We start from the raw sequence: 20,442 nt of genomic DNA on the forward strand, positions 1-20,442 counted from the left end.
GTAGCTGCCTCAGCGGCGCGCGGCCTCAATTCTCCTCGCGGCCGAGGCCCTCGCGCAGGTCCGGCTTGATCACGTCCTCCGGCAGCGCATGCGCGACCGGCTGTGAAGCGCCTGCGATCTCCGGGCCGATCTCGCGGCCGCGGGCGCCGATCAGGCGCTCGTAGGACGAGATCAGCGTGACGTAGGGACTGACCCAGATCCATCCGTCGCGGGTAAACAGCTGGACGTCGAAATGCAGGTGCATCGAGGTGCCGGCGGGATGATCGAGATAGTTCGAGACCACGCCGATCTTTTCGCCCTCGGTGACCATGCGGCCGTTGAGCACGCCGTCGGCGTTCATGGTCTGCGGGTTCATGTGCATGTAGCGGAAGCGGATGTGCTCGGTGCGGCTGTTGACCTCGAGCGTCGCGGCCTGGTCCTTGATGCCGCGGACCACCACGGCATCGCGCACCGCGACCACGGCCCGCTGCTTGGGATCGCAGCGCCCGCTACCTTCGCCGGCGGGTGGGCAGTCGGCGCCGCGAATATCCTCGCCTTGATGCCCATAGCCACCGTTGCATTGCCAGACCTCGAAACTGCGCGACTCGCAGAAATTGTCGCGCCAGGGATAGGCGGTCGGGCCGTCCAACTTGTCGCGCCTGCCGTAGGATTGCGAACGCACGACAGCGGGCGCCTTTTCCAGTGGGAAGCGGATCTGCGCATAGGCCATCACATCCGGATGGCCACCTTGCTTGCGGTAACCCGTGTTTGGGATGATGTCGCCGCTCGGCCGGTAGCTGAAATCCGCCGAACGCTCCGCGGGACGATCGACGACGTCAGACGCCACGTCCATCAGCGGCCGCATGCGCTGGCCGCCGGCAACGCGCAGCGCCTTCAGAAACCGTTCGGCAACTGGATAGGCCTCCTTGCAGGCGAGCCGCCGCGGCTTCGCGATGCTGTCGAGACATTGGATCGACACCACGTAGGCGACGCCGAAGCGCGTGAAGGCGTAGCGCACATAGCCTTCCCGGATGAACCTGCGCAGGTCCGGATAGAGCGTTGTGAGCGACTTGACCTGCTCGCCCTTGCCGCCGGCGGGATCGGCGACGTCGTAGATCAGCGCGGAACCGGTGATCTGCACCTCGACCGGCCTTGCGAACACCCGTACCGGCATGCCGTCGCCGGCGCCAGGATCGAGCGAAAAGCTCGCGCTGTAGCCGGCGGGGCCGGCATCGAACATGTCGACGGGACTGAAATCGGCCTGGTAGCGCGCCAGCGACTGGCTCGGTGCGGCCGCGTTACGTTGCGCCTCGCGGTAGGCGGCGGCATCGAAAGGCAGCAGTACGGGAATTGAGCTGCGCGCAATCCCGGTGAAGAATTGCCCGGAGACCGCGTTGAGCTGCACCAGCGCCGGCATGGCACGCGAATCGTATCGCGGCACCGAACGGCGCGGCACGAAGATGAAGTCGCCTGCGATCTGGGGGCGGCTGCTGATCTCGGTGCGGAGCTGGTCGAGCGCTGCGCGCCAATCGACGCGCAGGGCCGACAGGGATGGGCTGCGGAACTCCTCCGCGGTGAGCGGACTTGCGATCAGCAGCGAAAGCGACGCCAGAAGCAGCGAGACGAAGCGGAAACACTTCCCAACCACTGTCTCGCCCCCCGGCGGCACCTGTTCCGATTGCTCGGTTGCCAGCTTAGTCTTTAGCGCGCTCGGAGTAAGAGCCGTCTTCGGTCATCACCACGATACGGGTGCCGACCGAGATGTGCGGCGGCACGGTGGTGCGCACGCCGTTGGAGAGCACCGCGGGCTTGTAGGAGGAGGAGGCGGTCTGGCCCTTGGTCACCGGCTCGGTATCGACCACTTCCAGCGTCACGCGCTGCGGCAGGGCGATCGACACCGGATTGGCGTCGTGCATGGACAGCTTGACCGTCATGCTCTCCTGAAGGTACGCGGCCGCGTCGCCGACCACGTCCTTGGAGACCTGGACCTGATCGTAGGTCTCCGGGTTCATGAAGTGGTAGCCGTCGGCATCTTCATACAGGAAGGTGTAGTTGCGCTCTTCGATCGTGGCCTTTTCGACCTGGTCGGTGGTCTTGTACCGCTCGGAGATCTTTACCCCGTCCGAGATTCGGCGCATTTCGATCTGGCTGACGGGGGTGCCCTTGCCGGGATGGATGTTCTCGGCGCTCACGACGACATAGAGCTTGCCGTCTTGCTCGATCACGTTGCCCTTGCGAATAGAACTGGCGATGACTCTCAAAGCTATATTTCCTGCTTGCTTAGCCCGGCACCGGCCAGGACGTGGTCAAATCTCGGGGGGACTCGGGGTCTCAAATCGGACCGCGGCGCCCGTTTCGGGCCGCAACATACTGATTTTGCCGTTGGATGCCAGCATTTTGCTCAAGGCCGGAGCGGGCGGTTAATGGCTGGGGACAAGCCGATTTCACCGTTCTGGTCGCCCGGCCGGCACATCGACCGTCGCCCGTTCCTCCAAGCCAGAGGGGCCATTACCGGGGCTGTACGGAGCTTTTTCGCCGAACAGGGCTTCGTCGAGGTCGAAACCTCAGTCCTCCAGGTGTCCCCGGGCAACGAGACCCATCTGCACGCCCCGCGGACCGAGATCATCCGGCCTGACGGCAGCCGCGCCACCCGCTATCTGCGGACGTCCCCCGAATTCGCCTGCAAGAAGCTGCTGGCGGCCGGCGAGCCCCGGATTTTCGAATTCGCACGGGTGTTCCGCGACCGCGAGCGCGGCGACCTGCATCTGCCCGAGTTCACCATGCTGGAATGGTACCGGGCGGGTGCGCCCTACGACGCCATCATGGTCGATTGCGTCGCCGTGATCGCCCGGGCTGCGCAGGCGACCGCGATCGGGCAATTCGCCTTCCGCGGCCGGACCGCCGACCCCTTTGCCGAGCCGGAGCTATTGACCGTCGCCGGCGCCTTCGAGAGGTTCGCTGGGATCGACCTGCTTGCGACCATTTCAGGCGGCGAGGGCGACCGTGCCGCGCTCGCCGCGGCTGCGGCCCGGAAGGTCCGCCTCAGCGAGGACGACACCTGGGCGGACATTTTCAGCAAGGTTCTGGTCGAGCATGTCGAGCCCCATCTGGGGCAGGGCCGTTTGACCATTCTGTTCGAATACCCATCTCCAGAGGCGGCGCTGGCGCGGGTGAAGGCGGACGAACCGCGCGTGGCGGAACGTTTCGAGGTCTATGCCTGCGGTGTCGAACTCGCCAACGGGTTTGGCGAATTGACCGATGCCGAGGAACAGCGCCGGCGCTTCACCGAGTCGATGGCGGAGAAGCAGCGCCGCTACGGCGAGACCTATCCGCTCGACGAGGATTTTCTGGCCGCCGTCGCCGAAATGCCGGAGGCGAGCGGCGTTGCGCTCGGCTTCGACCGGCTGGTGATGCTGGCAAGCGGCGCAGCGCGGATTGATCAGGTGGTGTGGACGCCGCCTGTGGGTGAGACATGACGAAGACCAATTTTGCACGGACCTTGCGCGAGCCGGCCGAGCTCGTCGCCGAAGGGCTTGCCCCGACCGCGGCGCTGCCGGCGCTCGAGCGTGTCGCCGCGCGCTATGCGGTGGCGATCACGCCGGCGCTGGTCGAGTTGATCGACACGTCGGATCCCGAGGATCCCATCGCGCGGCAATTCGTTCCGACCGCCGCGGAACTGGAGATGCAGCCGGGCGAGAGCGCCGATCCGATCGGCGATCATCCGCATTCGCCGGTGCCCGGCATCGTGCATCGCTATCCCGACCGCGTCCTGTTCAAGCTCGTTCATGTCTGCGCGGTCTATTGCCGCTTCTGCTTCCGCCGCGAGATGGTCGGCCCCGGCAAGGAGAACGCGCTCTCGGACGATGCCTACCGCGCGGCGATCGATTACGTCCGTGCGCACAGCGAGATCTGGGAGGTGATTCTCACCGGCGGCGATCCGTTGATGCTGTCGCCGCGGCGGATGAGCGAGATCATGGCCGATCTTGCCGGCATCGATCACGTCAAAATCATCCGCCTTCACACCCGCGTTCCCGTGGCGGATCCCGCGCGCATCAGCGACGAGATGGTCGCGGCACTGAAGGTCGAGGGCGCAACCACCTGGGTTGCGCTGCACGCCAACCATGCGCGCGAGCTGACGCAAGCGGCCCGGGCCGCCTGCGCACGGCTCGTCGACGCCGGCATTCCCATGGTGAGTCAGTCCGTTCTTTTGCGCGGCGTCAATGACAACGCCGCCGCTCTGTCGGATTTGATGCGAGCTTTCGTCGAATGCCGGATCAAGCCCTATTACCTGCATCACGGCGATCTCGCGCCGGGGACCGCGCATCTGCGCACAACGCTGGCGCACGGACAGGAGCTGATGCGGCAGTTGCGCGGGCGGGTGTCGGGATTGTGTCAGCCGGACTATGTCATCGACATTCCCGGCGGCGCGGGCAAGTCTCCGGTCGGGCCGAATTATGTGTTGGCGGAGCAAAATACCGCACCGGATGGGCGTGAAGCGGCGTCGGAAACGCGTTATCGTATCGTTGACTATTGCGGCGACGTTCATCTCTATCCGCCCGGGACCTGAGCAGGTGGGATGCGGGGCGGCGCCGGTTTGAGGATTGGAGGAGCAAATGAGAAAGATCGTCGTGGCAATGTCGCTCCTGGTGGCGTTCGCCAGCGCGGGCTTTGCGCAAACCGGCAGCAAGGGCACGGGGACATCGGGGACGTCGGGAACATCGGCGGGCTCATCAGCCGTGCTGCCCGCGCCGGTCGGTCACCGTCAACCGCGCGCCTCGGACGTTCCGAGTGAGAAGAATCTGAGCGATCCGAACAGTCCGGTAAACAAGGAAGACGCCTTGCTCGACAAGAAGATCAAGAGCATCTGCCGCGGCTGCTGACGCAGACAGGTTTGCGGGCAGGGCGCGACAGCATCGCCCCGCCCGCGAGACATCCGATCAGGCCGTGCGCTCGTGCAACCCGGCGCGCTGGTTGTTGCGCCGGATCTCGACCGCGTCGGCAAGCTGCTCGAGCACGGTTGCCGTGGTCGCCCAGTCGATGCAGCCGTCCGTGATGCTCTGGCCGTAAGTGAGCGGCTTGCCCGCGACGACGTCCTGGCGGCCGGCGACGAGATTGCTCTCGATCATCACGCCCATGATGCGGCTTTCTCCTGCTGAGATCTGGCCGGCGATATCGGCCATGACCAGCGGCTGGTTTTCCGGCTTCTTGCTCGAATTGGCGTGGCTCGCATCCACCATCAGCCGCGGCGCGACGCCGGATTTCGCCAGCTCGTTGCAGGCGGCTGCAACGCTTTCCGCGTCGTAGTTCGGCTTGCTGCCGCCGCGCAGGATGATGTGGCAGTCCTCATTGCCCGCGGTCGAGGCGATCGCCGAGCGCCCGCGCTTGGTCACCGCCATGAAATGGTGCGGGTGCGAGGCAGACTTCACCGCATCCGCCGCGATGCGGACATTGCCGTCGGTGCCGTTCTTGAATCCGACCGGGCAGGACAGCCCCGAAGCCAGTTCGCGATGGATCTGGCTTTCGGTCGTGCGCGCGCCGATTGCGGCCCAGGACACGAGGTCGGCGATATATTGCGGCGTCGTCATGTCGAGGAATTCGGTGCCCGCCGGCAGCCCGAGATTGTTCACCGCCGACAGCACGTTGCGTGCGAGCCTGAGGCCCTTGTTGATGTCGAAGCTGCCGTCGAGATCGGGATCGTTGATCAGGCCCTTCCAGCCGACGGTGGTGCGCGGCTTCTCGAAATAGACCCGCATCACGATTTCGAGCTGGTCGGCGAGGTCTTCGCGCAGTTTCGCGAGGCGATCCGCATAGTCGATTGCGGCCTTGGGATCGTGCACGGAGCAGGGGCCGACGACGACCAGAAGGCGGTCGTCCTGGCCATTCAGGATGGCATGGATTGCGTTGCGCGCCGCCATGACCACGCGGGTCGCAGTGAGGGTCCGCGGGATCTCCCGCATCACCTCGTCAGGCGTACTCAGCTCTTTCAGTTCGCGGATACGAAGGTCGTCGGTCGTGCTCAACACGGCGGGGCTCCTGTCTTTGAAGAACCTGCCGGCCAATAAAAAAGCCGCCAGGTCTGGCGGCTGTTCGGATGTCTTGCTGCAATGTGTCAGATTGAGCGCGATCCTCCCGCCGCCAGCGAGCTGTCGTAGCTAAAGTACCAAAAATAGCTGGTGGCGAGGGTGATCATGGCCGGGGTCTATAGCGCAGGCGCTTTGGCTTGTCACCCCCCAAATCGACAGGGGACATCAGGTGTTGCTGTTGCGTGCCGCCAGCGCCACACCGATCAGGGTCGCGCCCCCGAACAACAGGTTGATGCCGACCAGGACGCCGATCGCCCATTCCGCCGAGCTCGGCAGCCCCGCGATCACCATGAACGCGATCGCGATGTCGATCAGGCCCGAGATCAGCAGCCACGACCAGCGGCTGTTCAACTCGCGGCGATGCTCCAGCGCGTACATGATGGTGGCGACGCCCTCGGCGAGGAAATAGGCGCCGAGCACGATGGTCAGCGTCAGCACGGCCTGCATTGGCCGCGCCAGCAGGATCATGCCGGCGAGCACCGCGAGCGCAGCGGAAATCAGCGACCACCAGAAGCCCGGCATGTTGCGCGCCCAATAGGTCACGATCAGCCCGCCGATGCCGCTGATCAGGAACATCCACCCCAGGAAGATCGTGATCGCAAGGCTCGCAAGCGGCGGCAGGATCAGCGCGGCAATGCCGAGAGCGGCAAGCAGGATGCCCTCGAACAAAAAGGCCTTCCAATGCGCCTTCACCGCCTCGCTCATGGCGGACTGCAATCGTGTGAAATCGTCAGGTGATGTCATGGCGGCCTCCAGGTCGCAGCACCGGGTGCGGCTCAATCTAGTATGGCCGCACCGGCGTTACCATTCCGGAGAGCTCACCCGCCGCCCGGCGCCGACGAAAAGCCTTCCGCGCTGGTGCGGATGCGGTTGCGGCCGAGAATGTAGATCGCGCTTGTGACAATCAGAAGCGCGATGCCGAGCAGGATCGAGGTGAGGCCGATCGGAATCAGGGCCAGCGTGAGGTTGCGCTCGGGGTTGATCAGCCAGTGATGGATCGAGGTCAGCACGAAGGCGAGGCCGAGAAAGCCGACGCCGCCGCCGGCCAGCAGCAAAGCCCACATGCGCCGCAACTGGCTGAGCCGCTCGCGCGCGATATCGGTGCGTGGGGCATGATGGCGCGCGACGCGCCGCACCAGGCGGATGGCGAAGGCGATCGAGCTGAAGCCGATCAGAAGGCTCGCCGCGCCGAGCCACATCCGCAAGGACGGATCGAGATCGGGCATCCGCTGCAGCGTCAGCAGCGGAAAGTCGAAGGCCGAGTGCAGGGCGAGCGGACCCGCCAGCATCAGGAGGCGGCTGGAGAGACGGGCCCAGTCGCGATGATGGCGGTTGGCGCCGAGTGCCGTGCCTGCGCGTGCAATAGTCAGATAAGCGCCGGCGATGATGCCGAGGGCGCCGTGGAAGGGCACCGTCAGCACGCTGCGCAGGGCCGCCAGCGAGCGCCACATCTCGGCATGCTGCACAAGGTAGGCGAGGTTCTCGTAAGCCGCGAAGCCGAGGCCGACCGCCGCGCCGTAGACGACGGTGTCCATCGGATTGGCGAAGGTCCGCCGCTTGGTCGAGGAGACCACCACGATGGCGATCACCTTCACGGCTTCCTCGGGCAGCGCGACACCGAAAACCGAGTGCATCGCCAGCGCCGCCCAGGGGTTGTCGGGAGCGGCGACCATCTTGGCGAAGGGCGCGCGGGCAAGGCCCAGCAGCGAAATGCTGGCCGCTCCGAGCAGGAACGCTGTCCACACCTGGGCCGGCGGGCCGGGGCGCTCTTCGGCGGCAATGACAAGCCACAGCATCAGCAGCGCCGGCGCGATGGCGGCAGTTCCGATGACGGTGGGTAATGCTTCAATCAGGTACATCGGCGTCGAAAATAGGTTCCCTCGGCCCTCTTATCCACTTTCACCGATGCGACCATGTGTCATGCGCCTGCTGTCGCCGGCATTAACGACCGGGACAGGTTCCGTTCATCCGCCCGGCTTCAGCGCGTTGTCCGCACTTCCGTAGCAGGCAAGCCTCGCTTTGGGCGCAGCGATCGTTCCGCATTCCGTGGTTTGGGCGGATGCGGCTCGGCTCACTGCCATGAGCAGAAGTGTAAGCGCAATCAATCGCATGACAGGACCTGTTCGGTGTCGATGGCAGCAAAGGCGCACGCCCCGTCAGGTTGCGATTGGTAAGCTAGATCAAGGAAATAAGAAGGTTTCTTCGATCCACGATGCACGTGTCCCCGCAGCAAGTCCAGAGCCGGCTTCGCCAATGCCTGGACAACGCGCAAGCAGGCAGACCGGCCCAGTCACTATCCGTTGTGCGCCGGCGAGGCGGAGGCCCGCCGGCCCGTCAATGCGTGGTGAACGTCGGCTTGGCGTCGGGCGCAATATCGAAGGCGCCGAGGTGGAATTCGTCGCCGGTCGTCTCGTCCAGCAGCGGATCTGCGAGCAGTGTGAACGCCGCGTCCGGATATTGCTGCCAGACCGCAATATCGCCGGCCGTGATCGTGAGCCAGCCGAAGGTGTACATGTAGCGTCCGGGCTCGGAAACCCGGCCGACCTTGTCCCAGGTGACTTTGTTGACAGCCATTCGGTCCCCCGATCGCAAGTTCTGCAAATGAAGGCCGGCGCGAGGCGCGGACTTGTCGAGGGTGATCCGACATTGGGGCCGCGGCATGGCAGCCGGGGGCGGCCCGGCATCGTGATCTCCGGCGCCGCCGGCTCCGCCAAAGGCCGGCGGCGGATTTCGTCCGCCCGGACGGCCTCAGGCCGACTGCAGCGCGGCCGAGGAGCGTACGATCAGGCGGACGAGGTCGTCGCGTTGCTGCTTCTCGGCGAACTTCACCGCAAAGCCGTTGTGGAATTTGCGGATCACGCGTCCCACGCAGGCGCCGACCGCAAGCGCCGTTCCGACCGGCGGGTCGTATTCGGCCGACACCGCGACGCCGGCGGTGGAAACGTCAATGATGAAGCATGGGTGGGTGCTGCCGTCGGCGAGCGTCAGGAACGTGTGCGAGATCTGTGGGACGAAGCGCGCGTCCCGACGGTGCTCGGCGATGCTCGCGTCCTTCTGCTTCTTCTCGAGCCAAGTCAGCTTTTCAGACATCCAGGCGCGGCGCGCCCGGGTCATCTCGAGCTCCATCAGGAAACCCGATTTCAGCGTCCCGCTGATCGTGCATTCGAACTCGCCGAAGTCCTCGAAGTAGGACGTCACGCGTTCGCCGATCTTGCCGACAACCGGGACGTCCACGATCATGCGGAACGGCGAGACGCGCTTGGTGCGGCAGGCGAACGTTCGCAGCTTGCCTTCGCAATCATACCAGCGGTGCAGCGAATAGCTGCCGCCCACGGCGACTTCCACTGCGCGCTGCCTGAGGAACTCTGCGACGGACATTGAGGGCCAACGATGTCTTGGATTGATTCCGTATTTCCACGGTAGCCGGCAAATTCTAAGCAAATGATACCGCCGCTCATGAGCAGGGGTAAATTTCGGGTAAACGCGCGCGAGATCGTGAAGGGCTAACTGTCGCAGCGAAGGGCGAGGACGCCGTCGACGCGGCGGATGTCGTCCAGCGTCCAGTTGCCGAGCAAGGTGATGATCGCCTCGCGCCGGTACTGATGCCGCTGACGCCTCGAGGTTTGGCGGTAGTCGATGCCGTCCTGCCGCGCCAGCGCGCGCGACACGATCACGATCTGTCGCAGCTTCTGCGGCTCCAAAAGGCTCATCTCTCACCGCGCGTGGCCATGCTGCCGGCCCCGGTGCGGAGCGGGCTTCCGTGAATCGGAGCCTCTCCGAAGCTAGCCGTGGCGGCTTACGATGACCTGACAGGGCTGGAAGCGGTCACAGGCGTGCGAGCAAGTTGGTGATGATCGACGTGGCGTTGTCGAAGGAAATCAGCGCAGCCAGCAAGCAAGCGCCGGCGAGGAATTTGATCGCTGTCCAGCCCAGGCTGTCCGGCCTGATCTCCAGTCCAAGCCACGGCAACGTGCGCCGCATCATCGCCGTAGAGATTGCCTCGACGATGGCGAACACAAAGGCCGCGCCGCCAACGAAGGACCATGACGCGGACGGGGGCATCCATGGCGCGAGCCACGCAGGCGCCGAGTCCTTCCAGGAGGCGAGCAACCAAATCCATCCCAACCAGGACACGAAGCACTTGAGGAGATCTGGGCCGATCGTCTCGGGCTCGAACCGGATGCCGATTTTTCGGAATGCCCATTCGACGCGCTCCTCGTCGGTGAAGAAGGAGTACAGACCAAGGCAGAGGGGGAAGCGCGACTGGAACAAGAGCCCGATGATGCCGAACAGGACCACGTGGCCAAGGAAGTCGGCGAAGAGGTCGCGACCGCTCTTGTGGAACGGCGCGGTCGGGGACACTGCAGCCTGGCGCTGAGATTGCGGCCTGGCCCGCGCCATGTGCTCCAGCATCGTGGCGCGCCGGCCGAGTGGAAGCCGCATGTTGGGGGCGCGCAGCCAAAGCGGCAGCGCCGCCCCCGTCGAGGGGGCGCCAGTCCGACTGTCCGAGGCAGATTTGCCCTGTTCCATGGTCCCTTCTGCCTCGCATTCGCCGTTACGGCCGCAAGCAGACCTTTGTCGAGTCCGAGGGGGTGGGAGGTTCACGGGATAATTGCGGATCGCACTGGCGAGGCGGTCGTGAGTGCTCCGGGATCGCAAAAGATCGTCGCAACAACCACGGTCGATGGAATAGCGGGCCCGGACCGATGAAGATGAGCACTATTGCTTGGCCGTAGGCCTATGATGAACCGTCCGGATTTGCGAAAAGCCATCCCGGCTTCGTCGTGGCCGCGGGGTCGCGGCCCGCTGCTCATGTAAGTGCCTTTGAGGAACCGATGTTTGCGAGCCGTATCCGCTTCGGCGCCGGCGCTCTTGCCATCTCCGGGATTCTGTTCGTGATCTACCCGGCACTTCGCCCGTTCTCCGACGAGAGGTCGTTGCTGGGCGCCGCGGCCTTTGGCTCCGGGGCATGGCTGGGTTCGCACATGCTTGCCATTGTTGCGTTTACCTTGTTGCCGCTAGGCTTGCTCGGACTGCAACGTTCTCTACTCGGGACCTCGGCCGAACGCCTGCTCTTTGTCGCCGTCGTCCTGAGCATGATCGGGACCGGCTTTACGCTGCCGTTCTACGGCGGAGAAACCTATGGCCTTCATGCGCTCGGGCAGGAAGCGCTGCGGCTGCACTCTGACTCTCCGCTCGGGTTAACGGAGGCTATCCGTTCCGGCCCGGGCCTTGTGATGTTCCTTGCCGGCCTGCTGCTGCTTGCCGTCTCCGCAATTGTGACCGCAACGGCGCTTTGGCGCTCCTGTCGCTATCCGAAGGCATGCGGCATTCCCTTCGCCGTCGGGATCTCCCTGTACATTCCGCAATTCTTCGGCGCGCAGCCCCTTCGCGTTGCCCATGGATTACTGGTCGCAGCCGGCTGCATGTGGATGGCCGCATGTCTTTGGCGGCGAGAGCAGGTGGACCGGAATCGATAGAGCCCGGACTGCGGAAAAGAGTGTGGAGGACAACTTGGCGGAGCAGGTGACGATCTTCTTCTACGGATTGTTCATGGACCCTGAGGCCCTTGAAGCGAAGGGGCTGCGGCCATCCCGGTCCAGGCAGGCCTATGTCGAGCGCTTTGCGCTAATACTCGGTGCGCGGGCGACGTTGCGCCCGGGCGGAGAGGGGCGAGTCTACGGCACGATCATGCGGCTCACCCATGCCGAGGTCGACCAGCTATATTCGGAGCCCAGCGTCGCGGCGTATCGACCTGAGCCGGTGCTGGCGCGGCTGACCGACGGCACCGCCGAGCTCGCGCTTTGTTTCAATCTGCCTGTTGCGCCGCAGGGTCCGATCGGCAACCCGGAATATGCGGCGGCGCTGCAAGCCGTGGCGCGAAAGATAGGACTGCCGGACGAATATATCGCAGAGATCTCGCGCTAAGTTCTCCACGACCGGTCTCTTCGCATCAGACGTTCGTTTCCGCGAATAAGCAGCGCCGTATCCGTCGAGGGGCGCCGGCTTGACCGTCCGAGGTGGATTTGCGCTGCTCCATGGCCCACATGCTTTGTATCCGCCGTAGCGGCCGGAAGCGGGCCTTTGTCGAGACCACGGGGGTGAGAGGTTCACGGGCTGCCAACGGCTTTACGCCAGCCGACGGCAACGAAAATTCCGGGAATGTGCAAGAGATCGTCGCAACCGCCGCAGTCGATGGAATGGCGGGACACTCGGAATAAATTGGCCAACTGCCGGTGTTAGATGGCCGCCTCGGTCTGCGCGTCAAAAACGTGAAGCCTGGTGGGCCGCATGGCAACGCGCAGCTTGTCGCCCACCCTCACGCTCGCGGTCGGCTCGACGCTCGCCACCATGATGCTCTCGCCGACCTTCATATCGAGCAGGATTTCCGAGCCGAGTTGCTCGACTACCTCAATCACAGCATCGAAGCATGGGTGGCCGAGATCAACGCTACCCGTCACCGTGAGGTCCTCTGGACGCACGCCGAGCATGACCTTGCGTCCGATATGGCCGCGCAGCCGCTGCGCGGCCTCGTCCGGCAGCTTGATGCGCAGGCCGGAGTTCTCGGCGATCAGCGATCCGTTCGCCTCGGTCACAGTAACGGCGGCGAAATTCATGGCCGGAGAGCCGATGAAGCCGGCGACGAACTTGTTGGCGGGCCGATTGTACAGCTCGAGTGGCTCCCCCACCTGCTGCACCACGCCGTCCTTCATGACGACGACCCGGTCACCTAGCGTCATGGCTTCGACCTGATCGTGGGTAACGTAAATGGCTGTAGTGCCGAGACGCAGATGCAGCTTCTTCAGCTCAACGCGCATCTGCACCCGCAGCTTGGCATCGAGGTTCGACAGCGGCTCGTCGAACAGGAACACGCGGGGGTGGCGCACGATAGCACGGCCTAACGCCACGCGCTGGCGCTGGCCGCCTGAGAGCTGGCGTGGCCTGCGCTTTAGCAATTCGCCGATGCCGAGGATGTCAGCCGCCTCCAGCACGCGCTTGTCAATCTCGGGCTTTTCGAATTTGCGCATCTTCAGGCCGAACGCCATGTTGTCGTACACGCTCATGTGCGGGTACAGGGCGTAGTTCTGGAACACCATGGCAATGTCCCGGTCCATGGGGGCCAATCCATTGACCACGTTGCCGTCGATCGAAATGTCGCCGGAACTGATCGCTTCAAGCCCGGCGATCATCCTGAGCGTCGTCGTCTTGCCACAGCCGGAGGGGCCGACGAACACCATGAACTCTTTGTCGCGGATCTGCAGATTGACGTCTTTGACAGCGTGCACGCTGTCAAAGAACTTGTTGATCCCCTTGAGGACGACCTGGCCCATTCGCTTCCACCTGCATCCCAACGGTCCATGCGCAGTCTGCGTAAGCGCTTTCGAATCCCATAATCCTCGGTGCTGTCAGCCCTTCACCGATCCGGTCAATCCTGCGACGTAATGCTCGACGAAGAACGAATAGGCGATAGCAACCGGTATCGATCCAAGCAGGGCCCCAGCCATCAGCGGCCCCCAGTAGAATACATCGCCACGGATCAGCTCCGATGTGACGCCGACCGGCACAGTCTTCTGCTCAGGCGAGGACAGGAAGACAAGCGCATAGATGAACTCGTTCCACGACAGCGTGAAAGCGAAGATGCCGGCCGAGAGGATGCCCGGGATCGCCACCGGGATGACGATGTAGAGCATAGCCTGCCAGCGCGAGGCGCCGTCAATGCGCGCGCATTCCTCTAGCTCCTTGGGTACCGCCTTGAAGTAGCCCATCATGAGCCAAGTGCAGAACGGAGTAAGAAAGGTCGGATAGGTCAGAATCAGTGACCAAGGCGTGTCACCCAGCCGATAGTTGCGTATGATCTCTGCCAGCGGAATGAACAGCAGCGTCTGAGGTACCAGGTAAGTAATGAAGATGCCGGTGCCCAGGCTGCCGGCAAATGGAAAGTTCAGCCGCGACAGAGCATAGCCGGCGAACACGCCACACACGAGCGAGATAGCGGTTGACGCGAGCGCGATGAACGTCGTGTTCCACAGCCACGATGCGAACAGCGTCTCCTCGAACAGGTACCTGACATGGTCCCAGGTCGGTTTCCAAGTCCAGAACGGATTGTAGTTGCTCGAATTCCAGGGCCGGTAAAGCTCGCCGTCCGGCCGCACCGAAGTGATCACCATCCAGTAGAACGGGAACAGCAGGAAAAGCAGGAACAGCGCCATGGGGACGTAGAAGAACACCCACTTTCGCCACCTTGCGCCTTCGATCATGGCTCAGCGGACCTCCACGCGGCGGATGTAGAGAAGCTGGATGATGACGACCAGAAGCAGGACCGGAAACATTGCGAGCGAGATGGCGGCGCCCTCGCTCAAGAGGCCGGTGCCGATGCCGATCTGATAAGCGTAAGTGGCGAACAGGTGCGTTGCATTGGCCGGTCCGCCGCCCGTCATCACATAGACGATCTGAAAGTCAGCGAACGTCTGAATCACTGAGAACAGCATCACGACCATGGTCACGGGCAGCAGCAGCGGCCAGGTGATGTGCCAGAACCGCTGCCACGGCTTGGCGCCGTCAATCGCGGCGGCCTCGTTGAGCTCGGGACTGATCGTCTGCAAGCCGGCGAGCAGACTGATGGCGAAGAACGGCACCCCGCGCCAGATGTTGACGATGATAATCGAGATCATGGCGAGGTCCGGATCGCCCAGCCAATTGATCCGACCGGTGATCAAACCGAGATGGTAGAGGAGCCAATTGAGAACGCTGAACGTCGGGTCGAACATCCACTTCCAGGCGAAAGTCGAGAGCACGGTCGGAATAATGAACGGCAGCAGGATGAAAGCACGGATAAAAGCCTTGCCGCGGAAATTGCGGTTGAGCAGCATGGCCAGCCAGAGCCCGAGCCCCAGCTTGAAGACGGTGGTCACGCCCGTATAGAGGAAGGTGTTGTAAACGGCGGTACGAAAGATCCCGTCATTGAAGATCTTGTAGAAGTTGGCGAGGCCGACGAAGTCGCCGGGCATACCGACGCGCGAGCTGGTGACCGACAGCAATATCCCTCGAATGAAGGGATAGGCAATGAACATGCCGAGCAGCACGATGGTCGGCGCCAGCAACACGAACGCCAGCCAGCGCTCGTCCTCGAGCAAACGCTGTCGCCTGGGAGGGGGCGCCTCGCGGAGCGTGGTGGTGGAAACCGCGCTTATCGACATGTTCGATCCTCGTCGGCCGGAAGATTCCCTTGCCAGACGAAAATGGGGAGAGGAGGGCTCAATCTCGGACGTAGACCCTCTTGAGCTCAGCCTCTGCCCACTTCACGGAATCCTCGGCGGGCATGCCCTGGACGGCTTTTGCGTACATATCAACGATGATGTACTTGGTTACGACCTCGGCTGCTTTGCGCGTAGATGGCCCTTGGTAGCCAGCGAAGCGCCCTGTGCGCGCCGCTTGCTTGTAGGGCAGCATGACCGGGTCGTCGCCCCACAGCTTGTGTTTTTCCCAATCCGTGGTCGGACCGACCGAGTAGCCCTTCTGGGAGGCGAACCACTTGTCGTAGACGTCCTTGGAGTGAATCCAGCCAAGGAATTTCTTCGCCGCATCCTGGTTCTTCGAATAACCCATTAGGAGGTTCGAGAACGGGACGTGATAGCTGAACTGCCCGCCGGGGCCCTTGGGCAGTGCGGCATGAAGGATGTCGTCCTTCAGTTGCCCGCCTGCCTCCGTCCTGTAGGTATCCGGCTTGCGCAGTGCCTCAATGTAGATCGAGGCTCCATTGAGCGTGGCGCTGCACGTCCCGGACAGAAAAGCGCGGTTGTTGTTGGAATCGTCCCAGGCGAGCCCGCCTTCATCGTGGGCGTCCTTCCAGAAGCCCACCATGAACTTCACCGACTCGACCGTTGCTGGGGTATTCAGCACAACCGTCTTGCCGTCCGCTTCGACCTCCTTGCCGCCCCAGGACCACAGGTAGGGGTAAGCGAAGGCGGGCGCATCGCCGAAGGTGTGACCCAGCGTTTGGCCTATGGGCCGTCCCTTCGCCTTCAGCTTCTTGCCGGCTTCGCGATACTCCTCCCACGTCTGGGGAAAGTTTCCATCCGTGTAGCCGATCTCGGCAAACCAAGACTTTCGGTATGCGATCTGCAGGCCGACGATGCACCACGGCACCGCGATCCATCTCTTGCCGTCATTGGCGACAGCGCGAGAAGTTTCGTAGAAGCCGCCCTGATCCTTGCCGAGTGCCTCAGCGATGTCGCTGACATCTATGACGCTCTCGCCGTAAAGTTGACCCCAATTGTTGAGGACGCAGACGATGTCGGGGCCTGACCCCGACTGGATCGCCGAGGTGATGCGGGCCTGGATATCGTTGGCGTTGATGGTCTCTATATTGAGCTTGATGCCGAGCGCCTTCTCGCCCTCCTTGGCGATTTCGTTGCGCAGAAGCTGATCTGAAGCCGGAACGAAGTCGGTCCAGCGCAGCCAGTGCACCGTGGCGGCTTGCGCATAGGCGGGCGCCTTGCCGGTCGCCAGGATGCCGGCCATGCCGCCCACAAGCGCGGTACCGCCCTTGAGGACATTGCGCCGCGTTACCGTCGTCATGCATCCCTCCCTCGGTGTGTCTGAGCTAATGCTTCGGCCAGTCTTACGCCGGCTTGGAGTACCTTTCAGTCTATCGCGCCTCCGTGGTTCAACGCCTGCGCACGTTTTCGCCGACGCGATACATTGCCACTCGCAGCGCCGTGGCGGCGAGTGCGCTGCGATAGAGGGTGAATTCTGCGTAGAGCAACGGCGCGATTACATCGCTCGCGATCGCAACGGAGATACGACCGGCGGCCTGGACCGTGTCGGCGCCGGAGCCAGCGCTTGAACCCTACCGTCATAACGGTACCTCCCGCGCAGCGACGGTATTGCCGTGGCCAAACAGGTTTGCTCCGTCTTATGTGGAGTTCGGTACCGGAAGCTAGCGCGACGTCATTGTCGCCCGTCGCAGCAGGAAATCAAGTGCTAGCTTTGACGCGGCGGCCATGGCCTCAATTCGTCGACTGGCCAGCCTCCAAAGTGTCGAAGCTGTCGAGTAAGACGCTTGATCTAAGGCGGCTACAGAATCGCCCGCGGGCACCGCTGCAAGATTGCGGTCCAGATATCTATTGCCTCCAGGTGGAACCTAATCGCTAGATCAGACGTTCGTTCCCGCGAATGAGCAGCGCCGTCGCCCCGGCGCAGCAAGCGCCGAGGCAGGGCGCTGAGCTTGTGCGGGGAGGAACGCTCATGAGACTCACCATTTCTGTCATTAAGGCTGACGTTGGCTCTATTGGCGGGCATACAAAACCGTCTTCGCGGATGATGGCAGCCGTCGAGGGTGGGGTCGCGAAGGCGATCTGCAATGGTCTCTTGATCGACGGCTTTGTCTGTCACACCGGCGACGACATTGCGATCATCATGACTCACACGCGGGGTGAGGGGCATCCCGAGATCCATCAATTCGCCTGGCAGACGTTTCTCGCGGCGACGTCGGTTGCGAAGACGTCCGGTCTCTACGGCGCTGGCCAGGATCTCCTCGCAGACGCACCTTCCGGGAACATTCGCGGTGCCGGTCCGGGCGTCGCCGAACTCAGCTTCGACCATAACCTCTCGGCCCCGAGACCGGCGGAATCCTTCATGGTGTTCGCCGCCGACAAGTGCGGCCCCGGCGCCTACAACCTGCCGCTCTACCTCGCCTTCGCCGATCCCATGTATTGCGCGGGGCTGATGCTGCCCCCGATGATCAAGGGATTCCGTTTCCATGTCATCGACATGGATCACACCGGGGGTGACAGCGTGATCGAACTCGAGGCGCCCGCGGACAGCTACCAGATTGCCGCGCTGCTCCGCGACAACGAGCGCTTTGGCATTGATCGTATCGTCTCTCAAACATATGGCGAGGTTGCCGCCGCCGTGTCGGCGCAGCGTCTTCACGCGATCGCAGGCAAGTACACCGGCAAGGATGACCCGGTCGCGATCATCAGGAACCAGGGAATTTTCCCGGCGCCCGAGGAAATCGTCTCTCCCTTCGCCAAGGCGCACTTCGTGGGTGGCGATGCGCGCGGCTCGCACGTGATGCCGCTGATGCCGGTGCCGCTCAATACACCGGTGACTGGCATGTACTGCCTGCCGATCGTTTCCTGCGCAGGCTTTTCGATCGACAGGGAAGGCCGCTTCTCCGAGTCCTATACTGATTTCTTCGACAATCCGGCGTGGGACGAGGTGCGCCGGCGCGCGCAAAGCAAGGCAATCGAGATGCGCAGCCAAGGCTGGTCGGGCGCTGCGATGCTGCCCTATTCCGAATTGGAGTATGGCGGCTTCCGCGACACCGTATCCGCACTCCTGAAGCGTTTTCGTCTGCGCGAGGAGCGCAAGCCGGAAGCGGCCGAGTAAGGAACGTGTGAAGCAGACGCTATTGCGAAACGCCAATACTGGGAGATGGGCGTGACGAGAAAACGCATCGGCATTCTCACCGGCGGCGGTGACGTCCCCGGCCTCAACGCCATCATCAAGACCGTGACCTATCGCGGCAGCGAGGACGACATCGAGGTCGTCGGCCTCCGCCGCGGTTGGGAGGCCCTCACGCATCTGAACCTTGACGACCCCGCCAGCAAATCCCACTACCTCATACCGCTCAACCGCGAAAACACCCGCGTCATCGACCGACGCGGCGGTACCGTGCTGCACTCGAGCCGCACCAATCCCTCCAAGATGAAAAAGCCGCCCGATCATCTGGCTGGCCAAGACCTTCCGGTCTCGGAGAGCACCAAGGGCGGAATCGCCACGAAGACCTGGGACCTCACCGGCCAGGTCCTGGCGAACCTGTCGGGGCTCGGGATCGAACACCTGATCGCCATCGGCGGCGACGACACGCTCAGCTATGCAGACAAGCTCAACGGACTCGGCGTCAAGATCATTGCTATCCCGAAGACGATGGACAACGACGTCCGCAACACCGAGTATTGCATCGGCTTCTCGACCGCGATCACCCGCGCCAGCGATGCGATCCAGCGGCAGCGCACCACTGTCGGCTCGCACGAGCGCATCGGCATTTTCCGCATCTTTGGCCGCGATGCCGGATTTACGGCACTCTACACCGCATACGCGACCTCGATCCGGTGCGTGATACCGGAGTACAAAGTCAATCTCGACAAGATGATCCGACTGCTGCTCGAGGAGAAGCGCGCCAACCCAAGCAACTACGCGCTGATCGTGCTGAGCGAAGGCGCCGAGTGGGAGGGCTACAAGATGCAGGAATACGGCGAGCCTGACGCCTACGGTCACCGCAAGAGGACAAGCGTGGCCGAAGTGCTCGCCGACGAAATCAAGCGCCGCGCCGGCCAGGAGACCATCGTCTCCGATCTCACCTACGACCTGCGATCGGGCGATCCTGACTTCATCGACAAGCTCGTCGCCCTGACTTTCGGCAACATGGCCTATGACGCCATCCTGGAAGGCAAGACCGGTCTGATGTCAGCGCTGGTCGAGGGCCGCTACGACCTCGTGCCCATCCCCGACGCCAGGCTCGGGCCGCGCAAGCTGGACGTCGCCAGCACGTACAACACCGAGCGCTACCGTCCGCTCTATTCCAACAAGCGGGGGCTGCCGATCTTCCTCAATCGCGCGTCCTGAGCGGCGATAGGATGGCCTGGAATAAAAGAGTCTTGGAAATTTGGCGCTCCCTAGCGGAATCGAACCGCTCTCTCCACCGTGAAAGGGTGGCGTCCTAACCGATAGACGAAGGGAGCAAACGCCCGCCGCTTGTCACGGCACGGCCGTTCGCCGTGCCGAAGCCCGCGCGAGTCACGCTCGGCGGTCGCGGCGGGCGAACGTATAGTGGCCTTTCCGCCCGCGGGCAAGCCATTCGGGAACGGGTCCCGTGGGCCGGGGATAAGCGCCGGCCCCGGGGGTATTCGGCCCGATTTCAACGGTTTCTTAGGGTTCCCTGAGATAGCGCTGAAGCGGGAGAATTCCGTCAATGCCACCGCCCAAGAAGCGTGCAGCCCGCAAATCGCTGTCGCAGCATGCCTGGATCACGCTCGACGGCGGGTTCGCCGCGCGGCATTGCCTGGTCCAGGACATCTCCACGACGGGCGCGAAGATCACGCTCGACGAGGATGCGAGCCAGCTCCCGGGCATCATCCGCATGGCGTTCGCGCGCGATGCCCGCACCGGGCGGAGCTGCCAGGTGATCTGGCGCCGCGGCCGATCGGCCGGCATCAAGTTCGTCTGACCCCGGCAAGATGCCCGATGGCGCCGAGCCTGCGTCCGGGCTAAAACGCGCCGATGCGAACTCTCCTCATCAGTCTCGTTGGATTTGGCATGGTGTCCGCGGCCACGGCCGAGACCATGCGCCTTCCGGCCGCCGAGCGGCCGCAAG

Annotated in this window: 21 protein-coding genes and 1 tRNA gene; 8 read left to right on the plus strand and 14 right to left on the minus strand. The window is 63.5% G+C overall.

The window, feature by feature from the left end; translation table 11 throughout:
- Nucleotides 1-25: 25 nt before the first annotated feature.
- Together AXW67_RS03770 and efp are read right to left on the minus strand one after the other, a co-directional pair.
- On the minus strand, nt 26-1,648 hold the full coding sequence (locus tag AXW67_RS03770) for a hypothetical protein (RefSeq protein WP_063676725.1): 1,623 nt from the start codon (nt 1,646-1,648) through the stop codon (nt 26-28).
- 25 nt (nt 1,649-1,673) lie between these two features.
- A complete protein-coding gene (efp, locus tag AXW67_RS03775) occupies nt 1,674-2,240 on the minus strand; it encodes an elongation factor P (RefSeq protein WP_027553579.1) in 567 nt (188 codons plus the stop codon).
- Between the two features lie 162 nt (nt 2,241-2,402).
- Here efp and epmA point away from each other — a divergent pair, with 162 nt between their 5' ends.
- From epmA to AXW67_RS03790, 3 genes are read left to right on the plus strand one after another with little or no spacing between them, the layout of a single operon-like run.
- Nucleotides 2,403-3,455, plus strand: coding sequence for an EF-P lysine aminoacylase EpmA (gene epmA / locus AXW67_RS03780; protein WP_063676727.1), 1,053 nt, complete (start codon nt 2,403-2,405; stop codon nt 3,453-3,455).
- Nucleotides 3,452-4,546, plus strand: coding sequence for a lysine-2,3-aminomutase-like protein (locus AXW67_RS03785; protein ID WP_063676729.1), 1,095 nt, complete (start codon nt 3,452-3,454; stop codon nt 4,544-4,546). The genes epmA and AXW67_RS03785 overlap by 4 nt, the downstream gene beginning before the upstream one ends.
- 46 nt (nt 4,547-4,592) lie before the next feature.
- Nucleotides 4,593-4,859: a hypothetical protein gene (locus AXW67_RS03790; protein WP_063676730.1), complete on the plus strand. Its 267-nt coding sequence runs from the start codon at nt 4,593-4,595 to the stop codon at nt 4,857-4,859.
- Between the two features lie 57 nt (nt 4,860-4,916).
- Here AXW67_RS03790 and AXW67_RS03795 read toward each other — a convergent pair whose 3' ends face one another.
- From AXW67_RS03795 to AXW67_RS03825, 7 genes are all read right to left on the minus strand, one after another.
- Nucleotides 4,917-6,002, minus strand: coding sequence for a 3-deoxy-7-phosphoheptulonate synthase (locus AXW67_RS03795; RefSeq protein WP_063676791.1), 1,086 nt, complete (start codon nt 6,000-6,002; stop codon nt 4,917-4,919).
- Nucleotides 6,003-6,227: 225 nt separating this feature from the next.
- Nucleotides 6,228-6,806: an HdeD family acid-resistance protein gene (locus AXW67_RS03800; RefSeq protein WP_063676733.1), complete on the minus strand. Its 579-nt coding sequence runs from the start codon at nt 6,804-6,806 to the stop codon at nt 6,228-6,230.
- Nucleotides 6,807-6,880: 74 nt separating this feature from the next.
- Complete coding sequence (locus AXW67_RS03805) at nt 6,881-7,921, minus strand: PrsW family glutamic-type intramembrane protease (protein ID WP_027553573.1); 1,041 nt, start codon at nt 7,919-7,921, stop codon at nt 6,881-6,883.
- Nucleotides 7,922-8,396: 475 nt separating this feature from the next.
- On the minus strand, nt 8,397-8,636 hold the full coding sequence (locus AXW67_RS03810) for a hypothetical protein (RefSeq protein ID WP_063676735.1): 240 nt from the start codon (nt 8,634-8,636) through the stop codon (nt 8,397-8,399).
- Nucleotides 8,637-8,810: 174 nt separating this feature from the next.
- The gene (locus tag AXW67_RS03815) at nt 8,811-9,440 is read right to left on the minus strand and encodes a PilZ domain-containing protein (protein WP_063676737.1); all 630 of its coding nucleotides are present in this window, start codon (nt 9,438-9,440) and stop codon (nt 8,811-8,813) included.
- 125 nt (nt 9,441-9,565) lie between these two features.
- The gene (locus AXW67_RS03820; protein ID WP_145927399.1) at nt 9,566-9,772 is read right to left on the minus strand and encodes a hypothetical protein; all 207 of its coding nucleotides are present in this window, start codon (nt 9,770-9,772) and stop codon (nt 9,566-9,568) included.
- 115 nt (nt 9,773-9,887) lie between these two features.
- Nucleotides 9,888-10,592: a hypothetical protein gene (locus tag AXW67_RS03825; RefSeq protein ID WP_063676741.1), complete on the minus strand. Its 705-nt coding sequence runs from the start codon at nt 10,590-10,592 to the stop codon at nt 9,888-9,890.
- 305 nt (nt 10,593-10,897) lie between these two features.
- On the opposite strand from AXW67_RS03825, the gene AXW67_RS03830 reads away from it, so the two are divergent.
- Nucleotides 10,898-11,542 carry a hypothetical protein gene (locus AXW67_RS03830; RefSeq protein ID WP_082907745.1) on the plus strand — a complete coding sequence of 215 codons (645 nt, stop codon included), beginning with the start codon at nt 10,898-10,900 and terminating at the stop codon, nt 11,540-11,542.
- Nucleotides 11,543-11,576: 34 nt separating this feature from the next.
- Nucleotides 11,577-11,990, plus strand: coding sequence for a gamma-glutamylcyclotransferase family protein (locus tag AXW67_RS03835; protein ID WP_145927400.1), 414 nt, complete (start codon nt 11,577-11,579; stop codon nt 11,988-11,990).
- Between the two features lie 311 nt (nt 11,991-12,301).
- Here the strand turns inward: AXW67_RS03835 and AXW67_RS03840 are convergent, their stop codons facing one another.
- From AXW67_RS03840 to AXW67_RS03855, 4 genes are all read right to left on the minus strand, one after another.
- Complete coding sequence (locus tag AXW67_RS03840) at nt 12,302-13,393, minus strand: ABC transporter ATP-binding protein (RefSeq protein WP_063676745.1); 1,092 nt, start codon at nt 13,391-13,393, stop codon at nt 12,302-12,304.
- A gap of 75 nt (nt 13,394-13,468) precedes the next feature.
- On the minus strand, nt 13,469-14,320 hold the full coding sequence (locus AXW67_RS03845) for a carbohydrate ABC transporter permease (protein ID WP_063676747.1): 852 nt from the start codon (nt 14,318-14,320) through the stop codon (nt 13,469-13,471).
- Between the two features lie 3 nt (nt 14,321-14,323).
- A complete protein-coding gene (locus AXW67_RS03850; protein WP_027553568.1) occupies nt 14,324-15,259 on the minus strand; it encodes a carbohydrate ABC transporter permease in 936 nt (311 codons plus the stop codon).
- Nucleotides 15,260-15,317: 58 nt separating this feature from the next.
- Nucleotides 15,318-16,640 carry an ABC transporter substrate-binding protein gene (locus AXW67_RS03855; protein ID WP_063676749.1) on the minus strand — a complete coding sequence of 441 codons (1,323 nt, stop codon included), beginning with the start codon at nt 16,638-16,640 and terminating at the stop codon, nt 15,318-15,320.
- A gap of 669 nt (nt 16,641-17,309) precedes the next feature.
- Here AXW67_RS03855 and AXW67_RS03860 point away from each other — a divergent pair.
- Nucleotides 17,310-18,455 carry a fructose-1,6-bisphosphatase gene (locus tag AXW67_RS03860; RefSeq protein WP_063676751.1) on the plus strand — a complete coding sequence of 382 codons (1,146 nt, stop codon included), beginning with the start codon at nt 17,310-17,312 and terminating at the stop codon, nt 18,453-18,455.
- 45 nt (nt 18,456-18,500) lie between these two features.
- A complete protein-coding gene (locus AXW67_RS03865; protein WP_035685462.1) occupies nt 18,501-19,694 on the plus strand; it encodes a 6-phosphofructokinase in 1,194 nt (397 codons plus the stop codon).
- Between the two features lie 41 nt (nt 19,695-19,735).
- Here the strand turns inward: AXW67_RS03865 and AXW67_RS03870 are convergent.
- Nucleotides 19,736-19,810 (minus strand) — tRNA-Glu (locus AXW67_RS03870).
- A gap of 230 nt (nt 19,811-20,040) precedes the next feature.
- Here AXW67_RS03870 and AXW67_RS03875 point away from each other — a divergent pair.
- Nucleotides 20,041-20,295 (plus strand): PilZ domain-containing protein, encoded by a 255-nt coding sequence (locus tag AXW67_RS03875; RefSeq protein ID WP_027555238.1) that lies wholly within the window; start codon nt 20,041-20,043, stop codon nt 20,293-20,295.
- The last annotated feature ends 147 nt before the right edge of the window (nt 20,296-20,442 follow it).

Origin of the sequence: Bradyrhizobium neotropicale (genome assembly GCF_001641695.1) — a bacterium.
Lineage (GTDB): Bacteria > Pseudomonadota > Alphaproteobacteria > Rhizobiales > Xanthobacteraceae > Bradyrhizobium > Bradyrhizobium neotropicale.

Bases quoted from the DNA above. Each gene is read 5' to 3' on its own strand.
- AXW67_RS03860 (WP_063676751.1), top strand. From the start codon at position 17,310: ATGAGACTCACCATTTCTGTCATTAAGGCTGACGTTGGCTCTATTGGC.
- AXW67_RS03840 (WP_063676745.1), bottom strand. From the start codon at position 13,393: ATGGGCCAGGTCGTCCTCAAGGGGATCAACAAGTTCTTTGACAGCGTG.
- AXW67_RS03790 (WP_063676730.1), top strand. From the start codon at position 4,593: ATGAGAAAGATCGTCGTGGCAATGTCGCTCCTGGTGGCGTTCGCCAGC.
- AXW67_RS03820 (WP_145927399.1), bottom strand. From the start codon at position 9,772: ATGAGCCTTTTGGAGCCGCAGAAGCTGCGACAGATCGTGATCGTGTCG.
- AXW67_RS03785 (WP_063676729.1), top strand. From the start codon at position 3,452: ATGACGAAGACCAATTTTGCACGGACCTTGCGCGAGCCGGCCGAGCTC.
- AXW67_RS03855 (WP_063676749.1), bottom strand. From the start codon at position 16,640: ATGACGACGGTAACGCGGCGCAATGTCCTCAAGGGCGGTACCGCGCTT.
- AXW67_RS03815 (WP_063676737.1), bottom strand. From the start codon at position 9,440: ATGTCCGTCGCAGAGTTCCTCAGGCAGCGCGCAGTGGAAGTCGCCGTG.
- AXW67_RS03865 (WP_035685462.1), top strand. From the start codon at position 18,501: ATGGGCGTGACGAGAAAACGCATCGGCATTCTCACCGGCGGCGGTGAC.
- AXW67_RS03830 (WP_082907745.1), top strand. From the start codon at position 10,898: ATGTTTGCGAGCCGTATCCGCTTCGGCGCCGGCGCTCTTGCCATCTCC.
- AXW67_RS03825 (WP_063676741.1), bottom strand. From the start codon at position 10,592: ATGGAACAGGGCAAATCTGCCTCGGACAGTCGGACTGGCGCCCCCTCG.
- AXW67_RS03875 (WP_027555238.1), top strand. From the start codon at position 20,041: ATGCCACCGCCCAAGAAGCGTGCAGCCCGCAAATCGCTGTCGCAGCAT.
- AXW67_RS03805 (WP_027553573.1), bottom strand. From the start codon at position 7,921: ATGTACCTGATTGAAGCATTACCCACCGTCATCGGAACTGCCGCCATC.
- epmA (WP_063676727.1), top strand. From the start codon at position 2,403: ATGGCTGGGGACAAGCCGATTTCACCGTTCTGGTCGCCCGGCCGGCAC.
- AXW67_RS03850 (WP_027553568.1), bottom strand. From the start codon at position 15,259: ATGTCGATAAGCGCGGTTTCCACCACCACGCTCCGCGAGGCGCCCCCT.
- AXW67_RS03800 (WP_063676733.1), bottom strand. From the start codon at position 6,806: ATGACATCACCTGACGATTTCACACGATTGCAGTCCGCCATGAGCGAG.
- AXW67_RS03810 (WP_063676735.1), bottom strand. From the start codon at position 8,636: ATGGCTGTCAACAAAGTCACCTGGGACAAGGTCGGCCGGGTTTCCGAG.
- AXW67_RS03845 (WP_063676747.1), bottom strand. From the start codon at position 14,320: ATGATCGAAGGCGCAAGGTGGCGAAAGTGGGTGTTCTTCTACGTCCCC.